The organism is Roseibium sp. MMSF_3247 (genome assembly GCF_030733765.1).
In the GTDB taxonomy this organism is placed as follows: Bacteria; Pseudomonadota; Alphaproteobacteria; order Rhizobiales; family Stappiaceae; genus Roseibium.
Window position 1 is genome coordinate 988,904 of sequence record NZ_JASHII010000001.1, and the last position, 25,053, is coordinate 1,013,956.

21 protein-coding genes are annotated in these 25,053 nt (G+C 57.4%); 15 read left to right on the forward strand and 6 right to left on the reverse strand.

All coding sequences use genetic code 11. The features are described 5' to 3' along the window. The first annotated feature begins 126 nt into the window (after positions 1–126). From RBB44_RS04475 to phoB, 6 genes are all read left to right on the forward strand, one after another. Complete coding sequence (locus tag RBB44_RS04475) at positions 127–1,164, forward strand: substrate-binding domain-containing protein (RefSeq protein ID WP_133948080.1); 1,038 nt, start codon at positions 127–129, stop codon at positions 1,162–1,164. Positions 1,165–1,253: 89 nt separating this feature from the next. Continuing rightward, positions 1,254–2,726 (forward strand): phosphate ABC transporter permease subunit PstC, encoded by a 1,473-nt coding sequence (gene pstC, locus RBB44_RS04480; RefSeq protein ID WP_133948078.1) that lies wholly within the window; start codon positions 1,254–1,256, stop codon positions 2,724–2,726. Further along, complete coding sequence (gene pstA / locus RBB44_RS04485) at positions 2,726–4,075, forward strand: phosphate ABC transporter permease PstA (RefSeq protein WP_306149515.1); 1,350 nt, start codon at positions 2,726–2,728, stop codon at positions 4,073–4,075. The genes pstC and pstA overlap by 1 nt, the downstream gene beginning before the upstream one ends. Positions 4,076–4,096: 21 nt before the next feature. Next, positions 4,097–4,885, forward strand: a complete 789-nt coding sequence (gene pstB, locus RBB44_RS04490) for a phosphate ABC transporter ATP-binding protein PstB (RefSeq protein WP_286189813.1) — start codon at positions 4,097–4,099, stop codon at positions 4,883–4,885. A 32-nt stretch (positions 4,886–4,917) separates the two neighbouring features. Further along, the gene (gene phoU, locus RBB44_RS04495) at positions 4,918–5,613 is read left to right on the forward strand and encodes a phosphate signaling complex protein PhoU (protein ID WP_133948073.1); all 696 of its coding nucleotides are present in this window, start codon (positions 4,918–4,920) and stop codon (positions 5,611–5,613) included. An 87-nt stretch (positions 5,614–5,700) separates the two neighbouring features. Continuing rightward, positions 5,701–6,396 (forward strand): phosphate regulon transcriptional regulator PhoB, encoded by a 696-nt coding sequence (gene phoB / locus RBB44_RS04500; RefSeq protein ID WP_040451610.1) that lies wholly within the window; start codon positions 5,701–5,703, stop codon positions 6,394–6,396. Positions 6,397–6,462: 66 nt separating this feature from the next. Here phoB and RBB44_RS04505 read toward each other — a convergent pair whose 3' ends face one another. After that, positions 6,463–7,008 (reverse strand): GcrA family cell cycle regulator, encoded by a 546-nt coding sequence (locus RBB44_RS04505; RefSeq protein WP_306149514.1) that lies wholly within the window; start codon positions 7,006–7,008, stop codon positions 6,463–6,465. Between the two features lie 424 nt (positions 7,009–7,432). On the opposite strand from RBB44_RS04505, the gene RBB44_RS04510 reads away from it, so the two are divergent. From RBB44_RS04510 to RBB44_RS04530, 5 genes are all read left to right on the forward strand, one after another. Further along, entirely contained in the window at positions 7,433–8,632 is a 1,200-nt protein-coding gene (locus RBB44_RS04510) for an aspartate aminotransferase family protein (protein WP_306149513.1), read from the forward strand. Then, a complete protein-coding gene (gene argF, locus RBB44_RS04515; RefSeq protein ID WP_306149512.1) occupies positions 8,629–9,558 on the forward strand; it encodes an ornithine carbamoyltransferase in 930 nt (309 codons plus the stop codon). Before RBB44_RS04510 ends, argF begins: the two co-directional genes overlap by 4 nt. Positions 9,559–9,570: 12 nt before the next feature. Then, positions 9,571–10,545: an Hsp33 family molecular chaperone gene (locus RBB44_RS04520; RefSeq protein WP_306149511.1), complete on the forward strand. Its 975-nt coding sequence runs from the start codon at positions 9,571–9,573 to the stop codon at positions 10,543–10,545. A gap of 192 nt (positions 10,546–10,737) precedes the next feature. Then, positions 10,738–12,147 (forward strand): efflux RND transporter periplasmic adaptor subunit, encoded by a 1,410-nt coding sequence (locus RBB44_RS04525; RefSeq protein ID WP_306149510.1) that lies wholly within the window; start codon positions 10,738–10,740, stop codon positions 12,145–12,147. 12 nt (positions 12,148–12,159) lie between these two features. Further along, positions 12,160–15,558, forward strand: a complete 3,399-nt coding sequence (locus tag RBB44_RS04530) for an efflux RND transporter permease subunit (protein ID WP_306149509.1) — start codon at positions 12,160–12,162, stop codon at positions 15,556–15,558. A 2-nt stretch (positions 15,559–15,560) separates the two neighbouring features. Here the strand turns inward: RBB44_RS04530 and RBB44_RS04535 are convergent, their stop codons facing one another. After that, positions 15,561–16,202, reverse strand: a complete 642-nt coding sequence (locus RBB44_RS04535; protein WP_306149508.1) for an alpha/beta family hydrolase — start codon at positions 16,200–16,202, stop codon at positions 15,561–15,563. Positions 16,203–16,380: 178 nt separating this feature from the next. Here RBB44_RS04535 and RBB44_RS04540 point away from each other — a divergent pair, with 178 nt between their 5' ends. Next, on the forward strand, positions 16,381–17,145 hold the full coding sequence (locus RBB44_RS04540) for a sterol desaturase family protein (protein ID WP_371932301.1): 765 nt from the start codon (positions 16,381–16,383) through the stop codon (positions 17,143–17,145). On the opposite strand, the gene RBB44_RS04545 is transcribed toward RBB44_RS04540, so the two are convergent. Further along, entirely contained in the window at positions 17,139–17,936 is a 798-nt protein-coding gene (locus RBB44_RS04545; protein ID WP_306149506.1) for a transporter substrate-binding domain-containing protein, read from the reverse strand. The genes RBB44_RS04540 and RBB44_RS04545 overlap by 7 nt on opposite strands. 143 nt (positions 17,937–18,079) lie before the next feature. Here RBB44_RS04545 and RBB44_RS04550 point away from each other — a divergent pair, with 143 nt between their 5' ends. The 3 genes from RBB44_RS04550 to RBB44_RS04560 all read left to right on the forward strand — a co-directional run bounded on the left by RBB44_RS04550 (position 18,080) and on the right by RBB44_RS04560 (position 22,068). After that, a complete protein-coding gene (locus RBB44_RS04550) occupies positions 18,080–19,933 on the forward strand; it encodes a glycosyltransferase family 2 protein (RefSeq protein ID WP_306149505.1) in 1,854 nt (617 codons plus the stop codon). 130 nt (positions 19,934–20,063) lie between these two features. After that, complete coding sequence (locus RBB44_RS04555) at positions 20,064–20,885, forward strand: bifunctional allantoicase/(S)-ureidoglycine aminohydrolase (protein ID WP_306149504.1); 822 nt, start codon at positions 20,064–20,066, stop codon at positions 20,883–20,885. Between the two features lie 199 nt (positions 20,886–21,084). Beyond that, positions 21,085–22,068: a type I glyceraldehyde-3-phosphate dehydrogenase gene (locus RBB44_RS04560; protein WP_306149503.1), complete on the forward strand. Its 984-nt coding sequence runs from the start codon at positions 21,085–21,087 to the stop codon at positions 22,066–22,068. A 1-nt stretch (position 22,069) separates the two neighbouring features. On the opposite strand, the gene RBB44_RS04565 is transcribed toward RBB44_RS04560, so the two are convergent. From RBB44_RS04565 to RBB44_RS04575, 3 genes are all read right to left on the reverse strand, one after another. Then, complete coding sequence (locus RBB44_RS04565; protein WP_306149502.1) at positions 22,070–22,558, reverse strand: ureidoglycolate lyase; 489 nt, start codon at positions 22,556–22,558, stop codon at positions 22,070–22,072. Then, positions 22,555–23,970, reverse strand: coding sequence for an allantoinase PuuE (gene puuE, locus RBB44_RS04570; protein WP_306149501.1), 1,416 nt, complete (start codon positions 23,968–23,970; stop codon positions 22,555–22,557). The genes RBB44_RS04565 and puuE overlap by 4 nt, the downstream gene beginning before the upstream one ends. 88 nt (positions 23,971–24,058) lie before the next feature. Then, positions 24,059–24,976 carry a LysR family transcriptional regulator gene (locus tag RBB44_RS04575; protein WP_306149500.1) on the reverse strand — a complete coding sequence of 306 codons (918 nt, stop codon included), beginning with the start codon at positions 24,974–24,976 and terminating at the stop codon, positions 24,059–24,061. Positions 24,977–25,053: the final 77 nt, after the last annotated feature.

Consider the following 25,053-nt stretch of genomic DNA (forward strand, 5'->3'; position numbering starts at 1 on the left):
TGTCATAAAACTGAAAAAAATCTGTCATAGAACTCTCATCCATCGGGCCTAGGTTCCGGGCAGCGCTTGGACGAAATCGCGTCCAGCGTGGATTTGCAAACCTTGACATTCAAAGGGAGTGGTCAAGTGAAATTTACGACCCTCGTTAGCGCAACTGCTCTTGCTGTTGCTTCCACTGCATTCGTTGGCGCCGCGCAGGCTCGCGACCAGGTTCAGGTTGCCGGTTCTTCAACCGTTCTTCCTTACGCTTCTATCGTCGCTGAAGTTTTCGGTGAAAACACCGACTTCCCGACACCGGTTGTTGAGTCCGGCGGTTCTTCTGCTGGCCTGAAGCGCTTCTGTGAAGGTGTTGGCGAAAACACCATCGACGTTGCAAACGCGTCCCGTAAAATCCGCGAAAAAGAGATCAAGGCTTGCGCAGAAAACGGCGTAACCGACATCATGGAAGTTCGCATCGGCTATGACGGGATCGTTTTCGCATCCCAAAAAGACGGCCCTGCTTTCACCGCTTTCACACCGGTTCAGTGGCACAACGCTCTGGCTCCGAAAGTCCTGGTTGATGGCGCTATCGTCGACAATCCGTACACAAAGTGGTCCGAAGTAGACGCTTCCCTGCCGGACGTTGAAATCGCTGCTTTCATCCCGGGCACCAAGCACGGCACTCGTGAAGTCTTCGAAGAGAAAGTTCTCCTCGTTGGTTGTGAAGAGTCCGGCGCCATGAAGGCGATGATGGACGGCGGCATGTCCGAAGACGACGCTGAAGACGCATGTCTTGCAGTTCGTACAGACGGCAAGTCCGTGGACATCGACGGCGACTACACCGAGACCCTGGCTCGCATCGACTCCAACCCGAACGGCGTTGGCGTTTTCGGTCTGGCGTTCTACGAGAACAACACCGACAAGCTGAAAGTTGCGACCATGTCTGACATCGCACCTTCCACTGAGACCATTTCCACTGGCGAGTATCCGGTTTCCCGTCCGCTGTTCTTCTACGTCAAGAAAGCACACATCGGCGTTATCCCGGGTCTGAAAGAGTACGCTCAGTTCTTCACAGCAGACGAAATCGCTGGCCCGCAAGGCCCGCTGGCTCAGTACGGCCTGGTTTCCGATCCGGAGCTGGCTGCTACTCAGGCTTCCATCGAAGCTGAAGAAACCATGAAGTAATCGAGCCTTCAGGTTCGAATATGAGGGGCGGCATATTCCGCCGCCCCTTTCTCCTTTTTGGAAATTTCATATAAAATCCGGGGAAGCAGATGCCTGTGGTCTGGCTCATCTTGATCGTACTCGCCATTGCGGTGGTGGGCTACGTACTCGGACGTGGTCGAGCTTTAGCGAGCGCAGGAGGCGAGCAGATAAAGCTCCATTCGCTTCCTTCGTATTACGGCTCAAACGTCGCAATGAAGGTGGTGGTTCCTGCCTTCCTCATTCTGGTCCTATGGCTGCTGGCGCAGCCTTTGATCGTTAACAACAGTGTTTCAGGTTTGATCCCGGACAGCGAGATCGCGGAAGGGTCGTCGCGTGGGCTTGTGCTTGCCGAAGTGCGCCGTGCTGCGCGCGGTTTGGACAACGCCGTTGCTCAAGGGCTGATTTCGGAAGACTTCGCGCGCAATGCCCGTGCCGACTTCAACGATGTTACGGCACGGCTGAAAGAGGCGGGGCAGGTCGTCACGTCTCAGATTACGCAGCCAATTCTCCGGGCAGCCCAAGAGTACCGGGTGCTGAACGCCACCGGCAATTTCATGATGTCGATTGTCGTCATCCTTGCGGCTTTGGCTGGGGCGGCATGGGGGCTTTATGAATCCCGGGCAGACTTCCGCGCCAGGAACACGGTTGAGCGGGGCATCAAGGCACTTTTGATCTCGGCCGCATCGATCGCGATCCTGACGACTGCCGGGATCGTCTTTTCGCTGGTGTTCAATACGGTTGAGTTCTTCCGGCTCTACCCTGCATTCGACTTCTTCTTCGGCCTGACGTGGTCACCAACCTTCTCCGGCCGCGGCGGCAATTCACAACTCGGGATCATCCCGCTCTTGTGGGGCACATTCTACATCTCGTTCGTCGCTTTGGCCGTGGCTGTGCCGATCGGCCTGTTTGCTGCGGTGTACCTCTCAGAGTACGCCGGACCGAAGGTGCGCGCCGTCGCCAAGCCGCTTCTTGAGATCCTCGCCGGCATTCCGACGATCGTTTACGGTCTCTTTGCGCTGCTGACAGTCGGCCCGCTTCTTGTCTCGGTCTTTGGGCCGGACGGGGCCGGGATTATGCAGTCCGGTACGGCGGTGATGACCGCCGGCCTCGTGATGGGCATCATGCTGATCCCATTCGTGAGTTCGCTCTCTGACGATATCATCAACGCGGTTCCGCAAGCCATGCGTGACGGCTCTTACGGCCTGGGTGCGACCAAGTCCGAAACCGTCAAGCAGGTCATTCTGCCGGCAGCCCTTCCGGGTATTGTTGGCGCAATCCTGCTGGCAGCCTCCCGAGCCATCGGTGAAACGATGATTGTGGTTCTTGGTGCGGGTGCCGCAGCGCGTCTCAGCTTGAACCCCTTCGACGCAATGACAACAGTGACAGCGAAGATCGTCAGCCAGCTGACGGGCGATGCAGACTTTGCATCCCCGGTGGCGCTGGTCGCCTTTGCGCTGGGCATGACGCTCTTTGTGGTGACGCTCGGTTTGAACATTGTCGCGCTCTACATCGTGCGCAAATACCGGGAGCAGTATGACTGATGACCGACGCAACTCTTTCTCCAGAAGGTGCAAAAGCGCCTGAAAAAACGTCTGCACAGCCTCGCTCACTGTATGCGACGGACGAGCTGACGAAGAAACGCAATGCATCGGAAAAACGCTTTCAGGCTTACGGCATTGCCGCTATCGGAGCCGGTCTGTTTTTCTTGGTCGTCCTGGCCTACTCAATCATTAGCGAAGGCATTCCGGCCTTTACGCGGACCGTTCTGACTGTTGAATTTACTGTCACCCAGGAACAGTTCGACGATGCTGAAAGCCAGCTCTTCAAGACGCGGGCCTACGAGGCTGTGTTCACTGAAGCAATGAGCGCGCAGTTTGAGCAAAAGGACATCCAGGTTCCGTTCGATATTGCTGCTATTGAGCGGATTGTCGGCAAGCCGGGAAGCACCATTCGCGAGTTCTACCGGGCGAACCCGGACCAGCTTGGTCAGCCGGTTGCCTTCGAACTGGCGGCATCCTCCCGTGTTGATGGTTACATGAATGGCCGCCTGACCCGGGACAACATCACAGACAGCCGGTTCCTCCAAAAATCCGATCTGGATCTGGTCGATGTGCTGGTCGAGAGCGGGATTATCCAGACGGTCTTCAACTGGCCGTTCATCACCGGGGCAGACTCCGGCGTGGACAATCCGGGCGGTGCCGGTATCGGAGCCTCTGTGGTCGGATCGTTCTTCATGATGCTGGTGGTGTTGTTCCTGTCCCTGCCGATTGGAGTGGCTGCATCCATCTATCTTGAAGAGTTCGCACCGCAGAACAAGTTCACTGACTTGATCGAGGTGAACATTTCAAACCTTGCGGCGGTTCCGTCAATCGTGTTCGGTATTCTGGGTCTTGCGGTGTTCATCCAGTTCATGCACTTGCCGCAATCGGCGCCGATCGTTGGCGGTCTTGTTCTGACACTGATGACGCTGCCCACGATCATCATCTCAACACGCGCCTCGCTGAAAGCCGTGCCGCCAAGCATCCGCGACGCAGCCCTGGGTGTCGGTGCCTCAAAGATGCAGGCCGTGTTCCACCATGTATTGCCGCTGGCGATGCCGGGCATCTTGACCGGAACGATCATTGGTCTGGCTCAGGCTCTTGGGGAAACAGCACCGCTGCTTCTCATCGGGATGGTCGGCTTTGTGGCCCGCGGATATCCGGACGGTTTCGTCTCCGGATTTATGGACCCGAACTCGGCGATGCCGGCACAGATCTACACCTGGGCGGCCCGTTCCGACTTCGCGTTCTACGAGAAAGCCTGGGGCGGTATCATCGTCCTCCTGATCTTTCTTCTGTCTATGAACATCCTCGCGATTATCCTGCGCCGCAGGTTCGAGCGTCGCTGGTAAGGAGGCGTACCCATGAATGACATGCCGAAAATTGAACAGGCGACAGATATGACCGACAGCAAGATTTCAGCCAACAAAGTGCAGGTCTATTACGGCGACACGCACGCGATCAAGGATGTGGATATTGAAATCCAGCCGCGTTCGGTCACGGCCTTCATTGGTCCGTCCGGGTGCGGAAAGTCGACATTCTTGCGGACCATCAATCGCATGAACGACACGATCGATATCTGCCGGGTCGAAGGCTCCATCCAGATTGACGGCGAAGACATCTACGATCCGAAAGTCGATCCGGTGCAGTTGCGCGCCAAGGTCGGAATGGTGTTCCAGAAGCCGAACCCGTTCCCGAAATCGATTTACGATAACGTAGCCTACGGCCCGCGCATTCACGGTCTGGCCCGGAACCGGGCTGAGCTTGATGACATCGTGGCCTCCAGCCTGCAAAAGGCGGGTCTTTGGGAAGAAGCCAAGGATCGTCTCGACGAACCTGGAACTGGCATGTCCGGTGGTCAACAGCAGCGTCTGTGCATTGCCCGCGCGATTGCCGTCAGCCCGGAAGTGATCCTGATGGATGAGCCGTGTTCCGCTCTCGATCCAATCGCGACCGCCAAGGTTGAGGAGCTGATCGACGAGCTGCGCGAGAATTACACGATCGTGATCGTAACGCACTCCATGCAGCAGGCCGCCCGCGTGTCTCAGCGCACTGCATTCTTCCACTTGGGAATTCTGGTTGAAGAAGGTCCGACACAGGATATCTTCACCAACCCGGTGGACAAGCGTACGCAGGATTACATTACCGGCCGCTTCGGTTGACCGGATCGCACATTTTTTCGAAGGGACACAGGATGTCTGAACATACAGTCACGGCTTATGATGACGAATTGAACGTCATGGCCGGCCGGATCGCTGAAATGGGCGGTCTTGCAGAAAAAGCATTTGCAGAAGCCGTTTCCGCCCTCGTGTCCGGCGACACCGATTTGGCGCGCCGCGTGATTGATCAGGATCGCCGTCTTGATGCGCTGCACCAGGACGTTGAGGAAGGCCTGATTGCAATGATCGTGCGCCGTCAGCCAATGGGGCAGGATCTGCGTGAAATCACAGCCGCCAGCCGGATCGCGAACGATCTGGAGCGTGTTGGCGATCTTGCAAAGAACGTCGCCAAGCGGGCAATCGCAATCGACAACGACATTCAGAGCAAGAAGCTGGCAATCGGCGTCGAGCACATGACCGAGCTGGCCCTCGGGCAGCTGAAAAAGGTTCTGGATGCCTACACCGGACGCAATGCAGAGGCTGCGCGCCACGTGCAGGAAGCTGATGCCGAAGTCGATGCGATCTACACCTCTCTGTTCCGCGAACTTCTGACGTACATGATGGAAGATCCACGGGTGATCACCTCCTGCGTCCATCTTCTCTTCTGTGCGAAGAACATCGAGCGGATCGGCGATCATGCCACCAACATTGCCGAAAACGTCTTCTTCATGGTGACGGGCGAGCGGCTTCCGGAAGACCGCACCAAGGTTGATGAAACCGGCGCTATGTGAGTTGCCAGAGCCAGCCTGAGCGGGCTGTGAAGCAGGAACTGTAAGCCGGCGCTTTAGTGCCGGCTGAGGGAATTGGAGCGAGAATTCATGCCGAAGGTCCTCATCGTCGAAGACGAAGAACCGTTGAGCCTTCTGTTGCGGTATAATCTGGAAGCTGAAGGATACGCCGTCGAGACCTGTGTCCGCGGCGACGAGGCGGAAATCCGCCTCCGGGAAACCCAGCCGGACCTTTTGTTGCTGGACTGGATGTTGCCCGGACTCTCCGGAATCGAACTGTGCCGGCGCCTGCGGGCACGCGAAGACACCGAGCGCTTGCCGGTCATCATGCTGACGGCGCGCGGCGAGGAAGCTGAGCGCATCAGAGGCCTGTCGACCGGAGCGGACGACTACGTGGTCAAACCGTTCTCAGTGCCCGAACTGATGGCGCGTGTCCGCGCGATCTTGCGGCGGGCAAGCCCGGAGGTGGTGTCCACGATGCTGCGCTCTGGCGATATCGAACTTGACCGGGAAACACACCGCGTCCGGCGCAGCACCAAGGAAATCCATTTGGGGCCAACAGAGTTTCGCCTTCTGGAATTCCTGATGACCGCACCAGGCCGGGTCTTTTCACGCGAACAGCTCTTGGATGGTGTTTGGGGGCACGATGTGTATGTGGATGAACGCACGGTCGATGTTCACGTAGGCCGGCTGCGCAAAGCGCTGAACAAGGGCAAGGCGAAAGACCCGATCCGCACGGTGCGCGGGGCTGGTTATGCCTTCAACGACCAGTTCACGGCAGCCTGATCGAGACTTTCAAGACAAACAAAAAAGCCCGCCAAATCGGCGGGCTTTTTCTTGGGTATTTCGAGATCAGGAGGCCTGGGCAACACTGGTCTTGTTGTTGGCGCTCCGGCGGCGGTCAGCGACCGGCTGGTAAGCAATCTTGCAGTGGTAGGGGCAGTAGGGCACCCCGGCTTCGGAAACCTGACCGCAGAAGTAGAAGTCTTCTGTCGCCGGATCGCCGATCGGCCACTTACAGGTGCGCTCAGTTAGCGTCAGGATGGTCGCCCGCTTGGACATTGGAACAACGTCAGCGATCGGTTCTGCAACGGGTTGAACCTCTGCGACCGGGGCCGGTGTCGGTTCCATCTTCAACGCTGCGGAGCCTTGGGTCTGCGGCTGTGTTTGCGGACGTTTCGGTGCCGATTGAGACGACGGGTTGGCCGTTGTGCGCGGACGGCGCGGTTTCGCGCTTGAGGAAGAAGACTTTGCGCGGCCGGAAAGACCAAGCCGGTGTACCTTGCCAATCACCGCGTTCCGTGTGACACCGCCAAGCTCACCCGCAATCTGGCTTGCGCTCAAACCATCACCCCAGAGCTTCTTCAAAAGCTCAACCCGTTCGTTCGTCCAACTCATTGCCGCACCCCTTGCCAAGGCCAGTGACTGGCCAAAATCCCGTTATTGGACACGCAAACGCAAGTCCATTATGGCATATCTTGTGCCTCTATTTGATACGCCGCACGAGATGTCGTGTCTGATTAGTCAAAGGTTACAATAACGTTAATTTGTGAAGCAACCGTCAGGCTGCAGTGAGTTGGGGATGAACGGACTTTTCCCCAACAGATGCGAGGTCATTGAGACTTTTACATAAAACAGCCCGAACCCGGGCAATGGCCATTTCCATTGACAGGCGGGGACCTCGGCAGTGTATAAGGATCTTGCAACGTGCCGCCGCTTTGGCGGCACATTGCGTTTTTGGCCTTTATTAAAGGTGATGCCCCGGAGTTCCGACGGTCCGATACCAGTGGCGCTTCCGGCGGCCAAAGGAGACTAAAGAGGTATGTCCGCGTCCGCGCTTTTTGGAAACTACGCAAGATCGAACCTGTCATTCGATCACGGGGAAGGTGTCTGGCTTGTTACGAGTGACGGCCGACGATTTCTCGATTGCGGGTCCGGGATCGCGGTAAATTCGCTCGGACATGCTCATCCGCATCTGGTCCAGGCCCTTCAAGATCAGGCGGCCAAGCTCTGGCATATTTCCAATCTGCACCAGATGCCGGATGGCGCGCGGCTTGCGCAGCGCCTCACCGATGCAACATTTGCAGACAAGGTTTTGTTCGTGAATTCCGGCGCCGAAGCAATGGAAGCGGCTATCAAGTGTGCCCGGCGTTATCACTATGACCGCAATGAGCCGGACCGGTATCAAATCGTGACCTTTGAAGGCGCTTTCCATGGCCGGACACTCGGCACGATTGCAGCAGGTGGCCAGGCGAAATATCTGGAAGGTTTCGGACCGAAGGCCCCGGGCTTCGATCAGGTGCCCAGCGGGGACTTGGAGGCCTTGAAAGCCATGGTCGGTCCGCAAACCGCAGCGATCGCGATCGAACCCATCCAAGGCGAGGGCGGCATTCGGGAAGTCGACTACGAATTCCTGCGCGCTCTGCGTAAGCTTTGTGATGAAACCGGAGCCCTGCTGATCTTTGACGAAATCCAGACGGGTGTCGGCCGGACCGGAAAAATGTTCGCGCATCAGTGGACTGGCGTTGATCCGGATCTGATGGCCGTCGCCAAGGGCATAGGCAGTGGGTTCCCGATGGGCGCTTGTCTTGCGACCGAAGAAGTTGCGTCCGCGCTGGCACCCGGAACCCACGGCACGACCTTCGGTGGCAATCCGCTGGCCATGGCTGTTGGCAATGCGGTTTTGGACGTCATTCTTGCAGATGGTTTTTTGGAAGAGGTTCAAAAGAAGGGCCTCTCCTTCAAGCAAAAGCTTTCCGGGCTGGTCGATAGCCACCCGAAGGTGTTCGAGGCTGTCCGGGGCAATGGTCTGATGCTGGGCATCAAGTGCACCGCGCCGGTGGGAGACTATGTCGCCGCCGCGCGCGAAGCGGGCATTCTTGCGGTCCCGGCCGGTGACAACGTTGTCCGGATCCTGCCGCCGCTGACCATCTCGGAAGAAGAGATTTCCGATGCGGTTGATCGGCTGGAGAAGGCTGCATTCGCCGTTGAGAAAAAGTTGTTGGAAGGAGCGGCCGAATGACCGCCAACGGAGCGTACAAAAACTTCCTGGATCTGACCCAATTCGAGGGCGATGATCTGCGCGCTATTCTGGAAACCGGAAAGAAGATCAAGGCAAACCGCAACGGCGTTCGCCGGGGTGAGGGGCCGCTCGCCGGCAAAGTTCTGGCCATGATTTTCGAGCAGCCATCGACACGGACCCGCATTTCCTTTGATGTTGGAATGCGTGAACTCGGTGGTGAGACTTTGATGCTGACCGGTGCGGAGATGCAGCTGGGCCGAGGCGAGACTATCGCCGACACGGCGAAGGTGCTGTCCCGGTTCGTCGACGGCGTCATGATCCGGATCCTGGACCACGAAGCTCTCAATGAACTGGCTGAAAACGCGACCATTCCGGTGATCAATGGCCTGACAAAGATCTCGCATCCGTGCCAGATCATGGCAGACATCATGACCTTCGAAGAGCATCGTGGTGGCATCTCCGGGCGCAGCATTGCCTGGACCGGCGATAGCAATAATGTTCTGGCGTCCTGGGTTCACGCCGCACCGCGTCTGGATTTCGAACTGCGCATCGCGACACCGGCCGAACTGGCCCCGCCTCAGGACTTGATTGAGACCGCCCGTGCCAAGGGTGGTTCCATTCTGGTCACCGACGACCCATATGAGGCTGTCAAAGGGACCGACTGTGTCGTCACCGATTGCTGGGTGTCGATGGGCGACGACGACGCCGAAAGCCGTCACAACCTGCTGAGTGCCTATCAGGTAAATGAACGTCTGATGGCGGAGGCAAATGGTGATGCACTGTTTATGCATTGCCTTCCGGCACACCGCGGCGAGGAAGTCACCAACGAGGTCATGGACGGTCCCAATTCTGTCGTGTTTGACGAAGCCGAAAACCGGCTCCATGCTCAAAAGGGCATTTTGGCCTGGTGTTTCGGCGCAGCTTAAGGCGTAGCCAAAGTGGCATTAAATTTGGAAGAACTGGGCATCAAGCCCGCAGGGCTGGACGCTGTCCGGCCCTTTGCCGTGGAAGGACTGGATGTCCGCGGGCGCAGTGTTGCGCTTGGCCCCATCCTTGAGAAAATTCTTGGACGCCATGATTATCCGGAGCCGGTATCCCGGCTTCTGGCGGAAGCCATTGTCCTGACAAGCCTGCTCGGAACCTCTCTGAAGTTTGACGGGCGGTTTACACTCCAGACCCAGACGCAAGGTCCGGTGTCGATGCTGGTCGTCGATTTTGAAACGCCGGACGCGATCCGTGCTTGCGCAACGTTCGACGCAGAACGTGTTGCCGGGTTGATCGATGCCGGTGCTGCAACGCCAGAGGCGCTGCTCGGGCATGGTCATCTGGCGATGACCATCGATCAGGGCAAGCACATGCAGCGCTACCAGGGCTTGGTCGAGCTGAATGGTATCTCATTGGAAGAAGTCGCGCGCCGGTACTTCGAGCGATCTGAGCAGATCCCGACCGAAGTCCGTTTGGCTGTCGGTGAACTCTACACCCGACAGGACGGAGACGTGCCGGTCAAATCTTGGACAGGCGGTGGCTTGCTCATCCAGTTTCTGCCTGAAGCGCCGGAACGGATGCGTCAGGCGGACATTGACCCGGGTGATGCGCCGGCGGGAACCGTGCGTCACGAAATTGACGAAGATGATGCCTGGGTCGAAGCCAAGGCACTTGTCGATACGGTCCAGGATGTGGAGCTGACAGACCCTGAAGTCAGCGTCGAAACGCTGCTCTACCGGTTGTTTCATGAGCGCGGCGTGCGGCTTTTCGATGCCCAGCCGATTGCCGATAAATGCCGTTGCTCGCGCGACAAAGTTGCCAATGTTTTGGCAAACTTTAGCGCAGACGAAGTGGAAGAAGTCACAGTTGATGGCAAGATCGTTGTTACGTGCGAATTCTGCAGCACCACATACGAATTTGACCGCTGAGGATACACTGCAGGCCGGTGACATCTGGCCTGCAGACTGTATCCGTTGATACATTTGGATACACGAATTCCGGCCTGAAGAGCGCGTTTCTGCGCTGAAAACCTTGATTTTTTGCGGTGCAAAGTAATCTTATGCCCACGGTTCGCGTATAGTTTAGAGCCGTCGCATTCGCACCTGTGAGAAAGCTTGAGTATGTTGCAGTCCGTTGAACCGGAAACCGGCAAGCCGCCAAGTCCTGAAGTTCTTCCGCCAGCAGGCCGGACACGGACACCGATGGAGCGCACAAAGCTGGTTCTGAAAGCGCTGCTTCAAACGGCTTTGGCGTTTGCCATTCTCTTTGGTGCCTTCAAGGGCATGAACCAGCTCATCGCAACCCGCCCGGACGTGCCGAAACGGCCCGTTCAGGAAAAAAGTTATGCGGTTGAAACCACCACAGTTCAACAAGGCGATTATGCGCCGTTGATCTCCGTTTACGGCCAGACCCAGGCTGGCCGGGAAGTCGATTTGCGGGCGCTGGTCGGCGGCGAGATTGTCGAAGTTCATCCAGACTTGAAGGCGGGCGGTAAAGTCGAGCGCGGCGATACCCTGGTTGTGATTGATCGTTTCGACTATGAAGGGGCCGTGACTGAAGCCCGTGCCAACCTTGCTGAAGCGCAAGCCGCACTGGTGGAAAACGAGGGCCGTGTTGCGCTTGAAAAGGCCAATCTGGTTCGTGCCGGAGAACAGCTGGAGTTTGCCCAACGGGATCTGGAGCGGGCAGAGGAGCTTCTTGGACGTGGTGCGGCAACAGAGCGAACCGTTGACGACCGTAAGCTGATCGTGTCCCAGCGCCAGCAAAGCGTTGAACGGTCTGAAAACACTTTGGCTTTGGAAGAAGCAAAGGTCGTTCAGCAAAAGGCGACTGTCGAGCGCCTGGAATGGCGCCTTGAAAACGCTCAGCGCCAGTTGGAGAACACTGTCCTTACCGCACCATTTGATGCGATCGTGCGTTCGTCAGCGGCCGAGCCGGGACGTCTCATCAGCGTAAATGATGCAATCGTATCCCTCTACGACAGCAGCGAATTCGAAGTCCGGCTGACCCTGTCGGACAACCAGTACGGCCGCTTGCTCGAAGACAGCGGTACAGTTGTCGGGCGCCCGGTCGACGTGATCTGGAATCTCGGGGATCAGCCTGTCACTTATCCGGCGACAGTTACGCGGATTGGAGCGGATGTCGCAAGCGACCGGGGCGGCGTTGATCTGATAGCGCGCATTGATGCATCGGGAGCGGCAGTTCCGCTGCGGCCGGGTGCCTTCGTCGAAGTGGCGGTTCCGGACAGAACCTACGCCAACAGCTTTCGCATCCCGGAAACAGCTTATTATGGCCAGGGTACTGTCTATGTCGTTGAAGACAATCGCCTTCAGGCCAGATCAGTGAACGCACTTGCAATTGACGACGGCTTCATACTCGTGCGCGGTGACCTGAACTCCGGTGAAACCTTGTTGGTGACGCGTATCCCGGAAGCTGGCGAAGGACTGCTGGTCAGCGATGTGAACGCTGAGCAACCGGCTGTGAACCAGGTTGCTGAGCCGGCAGATCAATCTGCTGCGGTTTCGCAGTAAAGGGGGGACGACATGGCGCGCCCAATGGAACCCCGCGGCATCATGGAAGTTCTGGTCCGGCACCCGAATGCAGCCAACCTGATCATGGCAATCATGGTGCTTTTTGGCGCCTACGGCCTTGCGAAGCTGAATACGCAGTTCTTTCCAACCGTCAAGATCGACAGCATCTCCGTTTCGGTTGCCTGGCCGGGAGCCAGTGCGGAGGACGTTTCGTCCAACATTCTCGAAGTTATCGAGCCCGAACTCCGGTTCATCGATGGCATGAAGGAATTGACGTCCTACGGCCGCGAGGGCAGCGCCTCGGTGCGGATGGAATTCTTCGAAGGCACCGACATGCAAAAGGCATTGTCGGATGTCGAACAGGCCGTCTCTGCGGTCACGACGCTTCCCGTGGATTCCGAAACGCCCGTCGTATCGGCGGCAAACTTTACAGACGGCGTGGCAACGCTTGCCCTGCGTGGTCCGTTCCCGGAGCAGGCGCTGAAAGTCTTTGCGCGGCAGATGCGCGATGACCTGCTCGCCCGTGGCATCGACAAGGTTGAGCTCAAGGGTTACCGGTCGCCGGAGTATCTCGTTGAAATACCGGAACGCGAACTCCGCCGGCTGGATCTGACCGTTTCGGATGTGGCTACCCAGATTGCCGGAAACACAGTTGATTTGCCTGCCGGCAATCTCGACGGAGGTGTTGAACGGCAGATCAGGGCCTTGTCTGAGGGTCGATCTCCGGAGGCTGTCGGCCGCGTTGAGGTGAAGTCCTTTGCATCGGGCGAAAAGACCAAGGTTGAGGATATCGGCACGGTCGTCCGGGATTTTGACGAAAGCGAAAACCAGGGTTTTTCTCAAGGCGCACGCGCAATTGAGCTCGACATTCTTCGAGCCGAGACCACCGACACATTGAAGGCAGCGCAGATCGTCGATGACTATTTGGCAGAAATCACGCCTCAGCTGCCGCAGTCACTCGAAATCCTGAAATACGATGTCCGCGCCGACGCCGTGAAGGGCCGCATCAACCTGCTTGTTGAAAACGGGCTCACTGGTCTCGTGCTCGTGGTTGGGATTTTGTTCTTGTTTCTTAACGCACGGATCGCGCTTTGGGTGGCAGCCGGCATTCCGGTCGCCATGATGGCAACGCTCGGGATCATGTGGCTGATGGGCGAGAGCATCAACATGATCTCCATGTTCGCCCTTATCATGATGCTCGGCGTGATTGTTGATGATGCGATTGTGGTCGGCGAGCATACGGCGACCCGGCAAGCCATGGGTGACAGTCCTGAAGATGCGGCTGTCAACGGGGCAAGCACGATGCTGGCGCCGATCTTTGCTGCAAGCCTGACGACGATTGCGGCCTTTGTGCCGATCCTCCTGATCAGTGATGTGCTCGGTCAAATCATGGGAACGCTGCCCGTCGTTGTGGTCGCTGTTGTCATTGCATCCTTGATCGAATGTTTCATGATCCTTCCGGGCCACCTGTCGCATGCTCTCGGCAGCCGGCCGCGCTGGAACTGGTGGCGCGTCGTCCTTCTTGCGGGTGCGCCGGCGTTGTTCCTGAGCGCGCTTGTCAACCAGCCGGACATGTCGGTTCCCCCGTTCCTGGATGTGATCGATGATCCCTTGCGCGCCCTCAAGGAAACCGTCGGTTTGGTTCCGTTCGAGGCGATTGTTGTCGCAGTCTGTTTTACACTTGCAGTCGGATTTGAAGCTTTTCTGAGTGTCATGCGCCGATCACGGGCCGGGTCCCGTCGCAGCGGACAGCCAAGCTGGTTCCGCCGCGGGTTTGACGCTGGCTTCAACTGGGTCCGCGATTATCCCTTCCATGCCTTTGTGAAGGTCGCGGTGAACTGGCGGTATGTCACCTTCGCGGTCGCGGTTGCGGCCATGGTGCTTGCTGTGGGGCTCGTCCGGGGTGGCCGTGTGGGCTTTACATTCTTTCCGTCGCCAGAAGCGGAAAACCTGACTGCCTCAATCTTTTTCCATGCGGGCATTCCGGAAGATCAGGCAATCGCCGGAATCATCAAGATTGAGGACGCCCTGAAAGAAGCGGAAGCGGAGCTCACCGGCGGCGCTGGTTCGAGCCTTGTCGTTGCGACCTACGCAACGCTTGGTGTTGCGGGCAACAACCGTGGGGACAATGTCGCAAACATCACCGTTCAGCTCAGCCGGTCCGAGGAGCGAGCTGTCAGGACGCCGGCCATTGTGAATGCGTGGCGGGCAGCCGTTCCGGAGATTCCAGGCATCTCCCGCGTTGCGATTGCTGAACGCCGAGGCGGCCCTCCAGGGCGGGATCTGGATATCCGTCTGACCGGCGCATCGCTTCAGGATTTGAAGGCGGCAGCACGGGAGCTGCAGCAGGAATTGTCTGCCTTCCCGGGGACCAGCGGCGTTGAGGATGATTTGCCTTATGGCAAGCCGGAGCTGCTGGTTGAGCTGACGCCACGCGGACGGGCGCTCGGGTTCACGGTCGAAAGCGCCGCCCGGCAGATCCGCAATGCGTTTGAGGGCAACATCGCCCGGAGGTTTGCTGAAGGCGATGAAGAGGTGACCGTTCGGGTTCGCCAGCAGATCGATGTCGACGGTACGGCCGCCTTGCGGCAGTTGTCCTTGCGAACACCGGGCGGTGAATTCGTACCGCTCACAGAAGTCGTCAACCTGACCGATGCGCAAGGCTTTTCGGTGATCCTGCGCCGGGATGGCAAGACGGTTGTCTCCGTTGTCGCCGACATCGACAGCACGGTGACGTCGAACAACCAGATCATTGCCGAGCTTCAGGAGGCTTTCCTACCCAATCTCGCCAGAAGCTACGGTCTGGAGTATTCCTTTGCGGGCCGGGCAGAGGAGCAGGCGAATGCGTTCTCCGAGCTCCTGACCGGTGTTCTGATGGCAATTGCCGGGATCTACATCATCCTTGCTGCGATCTTCGGCAGTTATTCCAGGCCGCTCGTTGTCATGTCGATCATTCCATTTGGCATCGTCGGTGCAATTGTCGGCCATTACCTGATGGGCTTTAAGCTCACCATTCTCAGCATGATCGGTTTGCTCGGACTTGCCGGGATCCTGGTCAACAACTCGATCATTTTGGTCGCTCGTTTCGAGGAACGGCGCAAGAGTGGCGAAGACCTGGATTCAGCTGCAATCAGTTCAAGTTGCGACCGTCTGCGGGCCGTGTTGTTGACCTCAATGACCACCATCGGCGGGTTGTTGCCGCTGATGTTTGAGACCAGCTTGCAGGCTCAGTTCCTGTTGCCCATGGCCATCACGATCGTGTTCGGTTTGGCAACGGCAACAGCGCTGGTTTTGGTGCTGGTGCCAGCTCTACTGAAGATTGGCGACGATATCGCCGGTCTTATCCATCTGCGCCAGAGGCCCATGCCACCATCTGCTGGGACCGGACGTGGATTGACTCCCGCCGAGTAGTGTCAATTCCCGGCTGCGAACTCTGCAACGGCTTGAGCGGCAGCGTGGATGTTGCCATCAAGCGTTGCGGGCGATTTGCCACGCGGACCAAAGTCGTGGTTGCCGTCTTCCAGATACCTGAGCGCGACAGCATCGGGCAGAGTGATGGCATCAATTTCCGCCTGATTGCCAAAGGGATCGCGATCTCCCTGCAGAATTAGTACCGGGCGCTTGGCGTCCTGAAGAGGGGAAAGTCGCCATTCGGCATCCGGCTTGCCTGTGGGATGGAACGGATAACCGAAACAGCAGACACCCTTAACCCGGGCGGGCAGGGAACCGCCACCGGACAACATGGCAGCCACCCGACCGCCCATGGATTTTCCGCCTACCAGAAGCGGTCCTTCTGCTTCACTCATCAGCTTCTGCAGGGCAGTTTGGAACTCACCGATCAGCTTGTCGGCTTTCGGCGGTGGTTTCTTTGGGCCGCCAGTTCTGCGGCCAGCCATGTAAGCAAATTCGAACCGTGCACTCGCAATCCTGTTTTCGGCGAGCGCACCTGCAAGCTTCTCCATGAACGTGGAATCCATCGGCGCGCCGGCCCCATGTGCCAGGAGTAGTGTTGCCACGGGGTCTGTGTCCGGCCGGGTCCAAAGAAAATTAGCCATGGTTTTGTCTGCTGTGCCGCGCGAATGTGAATTGCTGGAAATCGTGTCCGTGCACTACATATGCTCGGCAAGGAAAGCAAGTCAGGGATGCGAGGTGCAGGTGGAGACGGCTGGATTACTGGAAGGTCTGGATACGAACACAATCCGGCTGGCCTGTTTTGCGGGAATATTTGGCCTTATGGCGGCTATTGAGTTCGCATTGCCAAAGCGGGAGCAACCACTCGGGCGGAGCAAACGCTGGCCGACCAATTGGGCGCTCGTCGTTCTTGATGCAGCGTTGGTTCGGTTCATCTTTCCAATTGGTGGTGTTGGTTTGGCGATGCTGGCCTTCGACAATGGCTGGGGCCTGTTCGGCTGGCTCGGCTGGTCGGGCGTTGCGGCCTGGTTGCTGACCTTCGTTATTCTGGATCTTGCGGTCTGGTTCCAGCACTGGGCGTCTCACAAGGTGCCGCTGTTCTGGCGCATCCACCGGATGCACCACGCAGATGCTGAGGTCGATGTTTCCACCGCACTTCGGTTTCATCCGATTGAGATCCTGCTCTCGTTTGTCTGGAAAGGTGCGGTTATAGTCGCGCTCGGCGGACCGGTGGAAGCGGTGCTGGTTTTTGAAATCGTGTTGAATGGCGCAGCACTTTTCAATCATGCCAATGCCTCGCTCCCGGGATGGCTCGACCGAGTCATGAGAGTTGTCATCGTGACACCGGACATGCACCGGGTACATCATTCGGTTGAGCGCCGCGAGACGGACTCGAACTACGGTTTCAATCTTTCCGTATGGGATCGGATTTTCGGAACCTATGTGCCGCAGCCTGAGCGGGGGCACGATGGCATGGAGCTCGGTCTTGGACCCGAACTCACGCCGAAAGCGCACAGTTTGCCGTTCAGTCTGGCTATTCCGTTTCTGAGGTCCAGACGGCGTCCCGAGACATCGGAAAGTCAGTAGAAACTGAGCGGAAAGTAACGCAGATACAGTTCCTGATAGACGCCCTTTTGGTGCAGCTGCCTTAGGGCATAGTTCAATGCTGCGGCCCGCTCGGTATCACCGCTCCGCGTAGCAATCGCCATACCCTCCCCAAAGTAACCCGGCTCCAACCAGGGACCACCGGCAAAGCGGCAGCAGTTTTCTGCGGCCGGGCTGCGCAGCCAGAACGAGAGACTGAGACCGTCACCAAAATGAGCATCTGCCGTCCCATCCTTTACGGCCTCTCGTGCCTCTGCGGTGGACGGGAAGTTCAGGATGTCGGCGCTGGGCCAGAACTTGCGTGCAAAGGCTTCGTAACGGGTTCCGGCTTGGACCGCGACTGTTTGGCCGGGTTCGGGAGCATCGCCGAAGTCGTTATCCGCTGAGTTAGAAACGATCACACGGGCCGGCAGTTTCATGTAATCGTCGGTGAATGTCAGATCGCGGGCCTGCGGCGAATACCGGGAAAGGCCTGAGATGATTGCGTCTCCCTCTTCCTCCTCCAAGGCCGGGATCAAGACCTCAAAGTCCTTTATTTTCAACGCACAGGAGATTGCGAGCTCCTGACATAGGGCACGGGACAAGTCGATGTTGAACCCTGTCAAGCGGCCTTGCGGATCGCGGAACACAAAGGGCGGGAAGTTATCCGTTGCAAGAAACTGGATTGTGTCCGGGATGTTGTTCGGCCGGTCAAAAACAGCTTTGTGATCCCAGAAATTTGGAACGATGATTTCCGGTTGATCTGCCCGAGCTAAATCAGAAGTTGCAACCATAGCGATTATAGTTAATAGTAATGCAACTAAAAATACGAAAGTAACACCAAATACCCGTTTGCCGGGGGGCAGCAACTCAGCTTCGTTTATTGATGATCCCCTACGGCAGAAGTGCGTGTATCGAGTATGCGGGGGGAACGGAAATGCAGGACAGTCTGCCGGGTGTTCTTGAAATCCTGTTGTCACGTGGCGTTCCCCGATCGGTTTTAACAGCGGCTCATGACGCGGCCCAAGTTCATGACGTCCCGTTCGAAGAGTATCTGCTTCGCCACGCCATTGTCACTACGGAGTGTCTTTACAGCGCCTTTGCAGAACTCTGCAATCTACCGTTTTTGCCGGAAAACGGGTTTCGGTTGCGCACCTTGAACGATCGGCCGTTGGCCATAGGGGAGGCGGAGTTCGGTCCGACCCTTCTATCGCTTTACAGAAATCAGGCGCTTTATGCGATCGCTCCGGAGCCCGGACAGTTTCTCGCTGTCCGCCGCCATTTGGAACGCCATCCGGTACTTGCCAAACAAATCCGGATTACGACCCCCGCCGCAATCGAATATGCGTCCCATGTATCCAATTCACCGGCCGGAGAATTGGAAATCCGGTTTCCGTCTTATTCGGCGCGGCATATCCGGTTGCCGGCGGTCCTGTTGATCCTGTGTTTTCTCGCTGTCTTTGTGCTGGGTGTCAGCCAGATGATCTCCGGGGCTTTGTTGTTTGTTGTAACCGGCGTCGTTTCGCTGGCCTGTTTGGGAGCCGGGATCATCCGCTTTGTTTGCGCACAGTCTTCTCAAGAGGAAGACTTGGTCTACCATTTGCCGGAACCCTTAAGCTCCGGGCTGATCATTTGGCCGAGATATACGGTTCTTGTTCCGCTCTATAGGGAAGCAGGTGTTGTTCCGGATCTGCTACGGGCCCTGAACGCACTGAACTATCCGCGCGACCGGCTTCAGATTCTTCTTCTAATGGAAACGGACGATCTTGAAACCGCAGCAGCCCTTCCTGAAGATCTGCCGTCTCACATTGAAGCCTTGGTGGTGCCGGACGGGACACCCCGGACGAAACCACGCGCGTTGGACTACGGTCTGGCAGCAGCCACCGGAACTTATGTGACTGTCTTCGATGCGGAAGACCGGCCGGACCCTGACCAGCTGAAGAAGGCTGCTTTCCTGTTTGCTAGAGGACCGGCCGAGCTCGCTTGCCTGCAGGCGCGATTGCTTGTCGATAACGCCAACGAGACCTTCATCTCCCGCCAGTTCGCGCTTGAATATGCCTGCTTGTTCGACCAGTTGTTGCCGTGGTTGTTCAGGCATCGTTGGCCGTTTCCGCTGGGTGGGACCTCCAACCACTTCCGCATCAGTGCATTACATGCTGTTGGTGGGTGGGACCGGTACAACGTGACCGAAGACGCTGATCTCGGCGTCCGGCTCGAACGGCTTGGGTTCCGGCTCGGTGTCTTGCCGTGTCAGACATTGGAAGAAGCGCCGGTTACCTTGAGGGCTTGGCTCGCCCAGCGCGCCCGCTGGCACAAAGGGTGGCTGCAGACAATTTTCGTTCATGCCCGATCACCGAGACGGCTACTGAGCGATCTGGGAGCGGTCAGAACAGCCGTTTTGGCGGTATTGTTCCTCGGCACTTTTCTCTTGATCGCACTACATCCGGTTTTCTTGGTTCTCCTGACCGGCACTCTCCTTGGGTATTACGACCATACTTATTTCTTCGGCAATATTGTGCTGACCGTGATGTTTGTATCAGGTGCGGCCGCTGGCTATGCGGGCGCTTTGTTTGCTTTGTGGACAGGTGCCCGCAGGCGCGGGCATGGCATCCGGTTGCTCGACGCACCGGGCGTCTTGATCTACTGGATGTTTGCGGGTCTCGCTTTTTACAGAGCCGTCTGGGAATTGGCCTCAGCACCTTACCGTTGGAACAAGACGGAACATGGTGTATCGCGTCAACGAACCTCTTTGACCGATTGGAAAACGGCGCCCGAAGCGGAACTAAAATAGGCATTATCCTTGTTGCGAAGCGTAATCATCCCATTTTCTTGAAAAATCGAAAACTGCTGATCTCTTTCCCCTCTGGCTTATGAGGCAGTTGAAGGCCATATTTCCGTTTGCAACTGAATTTAAGGGAAGAATGGCAGTGCCGAAGTCGTACTATGCGCCCACAGGCGGACATCCAGGGCAGGAAACACTCTTGACTGACAGGGCCGTCTTTACAGACGCCTATGCCGTCATTCCGCGCCGGACCATGCGCGATATCGTAACCAGCTATCTGCCATTTTGGGATGAGACGCGTCTTTGGGTCCTGTCCCGCCCATTGTCCGGGTTTGCCGAGACCTTTTCGCAGTACATCATGGAAGTCTCACCCGGTGGCGGTTCAGAGCGCCCGGAAACGGACCCCGATGCTGAAGGTGTTCTTTTTGTTGTGGAGGGCGAGGCCGTTCTGACTGTCGAGGGAACGCGCCATGAATTGCGCGCCGGGAGTTATGCCTTCCTGCCGCCCGAGACGGATTGGACCTTCAAGAATGAAAGCACCAATCCGGTGCGCTTTCACTGGGTACGCAAATCCTATGAAGCTGTCGAAGGTCTGGATTTTCCCGAGGCTTTTGTGACCCATGAAGACGATGTCGCGCCAATTGAAATGCCGGGAACGGACGGCAAGTGGGCAACGACCCGCTTCGTCGATCCCAAGGACTTGCGGCACGACATGCATGTCAACATCGTCACCTTCCAGCCGGGGGCGGTTATTCCCTTTGCCGAGACCCATGTGATGGAGCACGGGCTTTATGTGCTCGAAGGCAAAGCGGTTTACCGGCTCAATCAGGATTGGGTCGAAGTAGAGGCCGGTGACTACATGTGGCTCCGGGCCTTTTGTCCTCAAGCCTGTTATGCCGGCGGCCCGGGGCCATTCCGGTACCTTCTCTACAAGGACGTCAATCGGCATATGGCGCTCTAAACATCTGCGTCAGACGGAATGGGAAGAGGTAGGGCATTTGCCTGCCATTTCCCATAATTGTCTCTAAGGACAATGTTTTTCGAGACAGACAGCCGTGGATTGATAAAAGTAAGGCTGCGGTCCGGCTGCATTAGCCGGGCCGTATTAACCCGGCCATGCCGGGTGTTCCGGCTGCTCTTCATCATAGCGGACATGTAACATGCGGATCGTCATCAACGGGTTCGGCCGTATTGGCCGGACTGTCTTGCGCCAAATACTGCGGTTGCCAGCTGGTCACTCCATTGATGTGGTGCAGATCAATGACATCGCCGCGCTCGAGACTTGCGCGTACCTCTTCAAGTACGACAGCGTCTTCGGTCCTTATCCCGGGTCCGTTGAGCACACTGATGACAGCCTGATCGTGGACGGGCGTAAAATCCCGTTCACGTGTGCTCCGGACATTTCCGGGTTCGACCTGTCAGGTGTGGATGTGGTTATGGAATGCACCGGGCGGGCAGATACCAGAGATGTTGCGTCCCGGGGCCTCAAGGCCGGAGCCCGCAATGTGCTGATCTCCGGACCGTCTGCTGCCGCAGATGTGACCCTGGTGCTCGGGGCGAATGAAGACCAGCTCGGCAGCCACACGATTGTGTCCAATGGGTCTTGCACAACAAACGCCTTGGCTCCGCTCTTACGCGGAATTGATGATGCGATCGGCATCGAAACCGGTCACATGACGACGGTGCACTGTTACACCGGCAGTCAGCCGATGGTGGATGCGCCGCGTGGGCCGATGGAGCGCAGCCGGGCAGGCGGTGTGTCTATGGTTCCGACGACCACCAGTGCGACCAAGCTCTTGGGCGTTGTTCTGCCGCAGCTGGACGGCAAAGTCAGCGGGGCTGCCGTGCGAGTTCCCGCGATCAGTGTCTCGGCAATAGACGTTACGCTCACGTTGAAAGAGCCGCCAGAAGACGACGTCAACGCGCAGCTCCAGAAGATCTTTGACAGCAGTTCAATCGTCGGTTTTACGAACGATCATGTCGTCTCGACCGATATGCGTGCCCGGCCGGAGTCTCTGGTTGTTGCTCTGCCGGAAACGCTTGCCGTTGGGGACCGTCAGGTCCGCATTTTCGGCTGGTACGACAATGAATGGGGCTTTTCCTGCCGGATGATCGACATGGCGCGCATCATGGCGGCCCGGTAGGTCAAACCGCTTCAACGATCCAGGGCGTATCGAACCAGTGTTCTTCCAGGTTCGCGCCATCCCCGATCCGGTCGACGACGATATAGCGGCCCGGTTTTTCGATTGGGGCAAGGACTCCGTGCCACGTGCCTCGGTGAAGGTTGATGGATTGCCCCGGCTGGGTGACAAAGGCTTTCAAATTGACCGGCGCGCCGTCTTGGTCTTCGGCGACAATCACCAGCATCGGAACACAGTCCAGTGGAACAAATGCCTGACTGCCGTCCGGGTGCCGCTCGACCATGTCGACCGTGTAGGGAAAGGTCCGAGCCTTTGCGTCAAAGAGGCTGATCCCGGCGCGGCCGTTGCCAAAATCAACCTTTGCCAGATCATGATGACGCCCGCACATGCCTTGATTGATGATCTTGTTCGGCTCACCGGAAACCTCGATCACATCGCCATAGGCAGAAAAGGCCTCAGCTGTCAGTGGCGCGGGCGTCAGAACATGGGTCATGGCAGAACATCCATCAGGCGGAATTCCGCGATCCGCTCAACCTGTCGGCAAGCCTCAGCAAATTCCGTTTCACGGTCATTGCCGATCCGCTCGTGAAAGGCAGCCAGGATGGATGCCTTGCTGTGATCACGGACAGCGATGATGAATGGGAAACCGTGTTTGGCGACGTAGTCGGAATTGAGCTTGGTAAAGGTCTCCCGCTCGTCGTCGGTGAGCATGTCCAAACCTGCACCGGCTTGTTCGCTGGTGCTTTCTGCGGTGAGGCGTCCAGCCGCTGCCAGCTTTCCGGCAAGGTCCGGGTGTGCGGTCAATACGCCCAAACGCTCCCCTGCGCTAGCGGTCCGGAACTTGCGGCAGAGCGCATTGTGGACCCCGGCCGCACAGTCATGCGCTGGGCCGAGTTCCAGATCAAACGCTCGTTCTGCAATCCAGGGTGAGTGCTCAAAGATGCCGCCAAATCTGGCAACGAACGTGCCGCGATCCATCTGGCTCGGCCGCTCAAAGGCTTGCGGCGAATGGTGTTTGGCCCAATGCTCAGCAATCTCGATCCGGCGAGGACACCAAACGTCGGTGTGGCTCTGGATGTAATCGATAAACTTCTTCAAGGCAGCGATCTTGCCCGGTCGGCCGATCAAGCGACAGTGAAGGCCTATAGACATCATCTTCGGCGCGCCCGCTTCGCCTTCGGCATAAAGGACATCGAACGCGTTTTTCAGGTACTCGAAGAAATCCTCACCGCTGCTCCATCCCGGTGATACGGAAAAGCGCATGTCATTGGCTTCCAGCGTATAGGGTATGATCAGCTGTTGCCTGCCGCCGATCTCAAGCCAATAGGGTAGGTCATCGTCATAGGTGTCGGAGATGTAGTCAAAGCCACCTTCTTCAGCGACCAGCCGGACCGTGTTTTCCGAGCAGCGCCCGGTGTACCAGCCGTGCGGACGTTCACCTGTCACTTCCGTGTGGAGACGGATCGCTTCCGCAATGGCCGCGCGCTCCGTTTCCGGATCCATGTCCTTGTGTTCGATCCATTTCAGACCATGGCTGGCAATTTCCCAGCTGGCGCTCTTCATGGCCGCGACCTGTTCCGGATTGCGGGCGAGCGCGGATGCAACACCGTAGATCGTCAGCGGGATGTTTGCGCCGGTGAAGAGCCGGTGGATTCGCCAGAAACCGGCGCGCGCGCCGTACTCATACATGGATTCCATGTTCCAATGGCGTTGACCCGGCCATTGGGCGGCACCCGGAATATCTGACAAGAACGCTTCAGACGCGGGATCGCCGTGAAGGACGCAGTTCTCGCCGCCTTCCTCATAATTCAGAACGAATTGCACAGCGACCTTGGCACCGTTCGGCCAGTTTGCGTTCGGCGGCGTGGGACCATAACCACGAAGATTGCGGGGATAGCGATTCAAGACAGACCTCCAAGCTTTCCGGTCTTATAAAACAGCGCACGGGTAATTGGTTTTCGATAATTCTTGAAAGTGCTTCACAGTTCCAGCTTCAAACTGAAGGCGTTTTGGCCAGTTCGTCCTGAATGTGTGCAACCATGAAATCGATAAAGAGGCGGACTTTAGGATCCTGGCGGCGGCGGTGGGTGTAAAGGCATGCCATTTGAACGGGTATCGGTGGTTCGTTCTCCAAAACCTGAACCAAGCGACCGGACTTCAAGTGTTCTGCAACTTCGAACACCGGTTTGAGGACGATGCCATGACCTTCCAGCGCCCAGGCGGTGAGCACATCGCCGTGGTCGGACTCAAAAGGGCCTTTGACCGGAATGCGCTTTACACCTTCAGGTGTTTCAAGGGGCCACTGAAATTCCGGCGCGCCGGGATAGCGCATGTTCAGGCAGTCGAATTTTCCTGTCGACAAGTCGGCGCTCGATGCCGGTTGTCCCGTCTTGGCAATGTAGTCCGGCGAAGCGCAGAGGATTCTCTGACAATCGGCGATCTTGCGGATCTTCAGGTTCGAGTCTTCCGGAACTCCCAAAAAGAACGCCGCATCGAGGCCTTCGCCTGTCAGGTCCACCTTCCGGTCAGACAAACGCAACCGGATATCGATCAGCGGATGGTCTGCCTTGAAGGTCGGAATGGCTGGGGCAATCAGGCTTTGCCCCATGCTGATGGGAGCGGCCACGAACAGTGTCCCGCGTGGTGAGCGGGTCATGTTGGTGATTTCCGCTTCCGCTTCTTCCACCGCTTCCATTATTTTTGTTGCGCCGCGGTAAAAGATATTGCCCTGTTCGGTTGGGCTCAGGGCGCGGGTCGTGCGCTGAAACAGCCGGACATTCAGGTGTTCTTCCAGTTGAGAAATCCGGGACGACGCGACCGCAGACGAAATTCTAAGGTCCCTTGCGGCCGCGGACATGTTACCGAGCTCGTAGACACGTAAAAAGGTGCGGATATTCTCCAGGTAAGCCATTTTGGCGATTGTTCCGGATTTTTTGAAACTGCTTGGATTATGTCGGGATACCAGAAAATTGGATGATCGACTAGGTT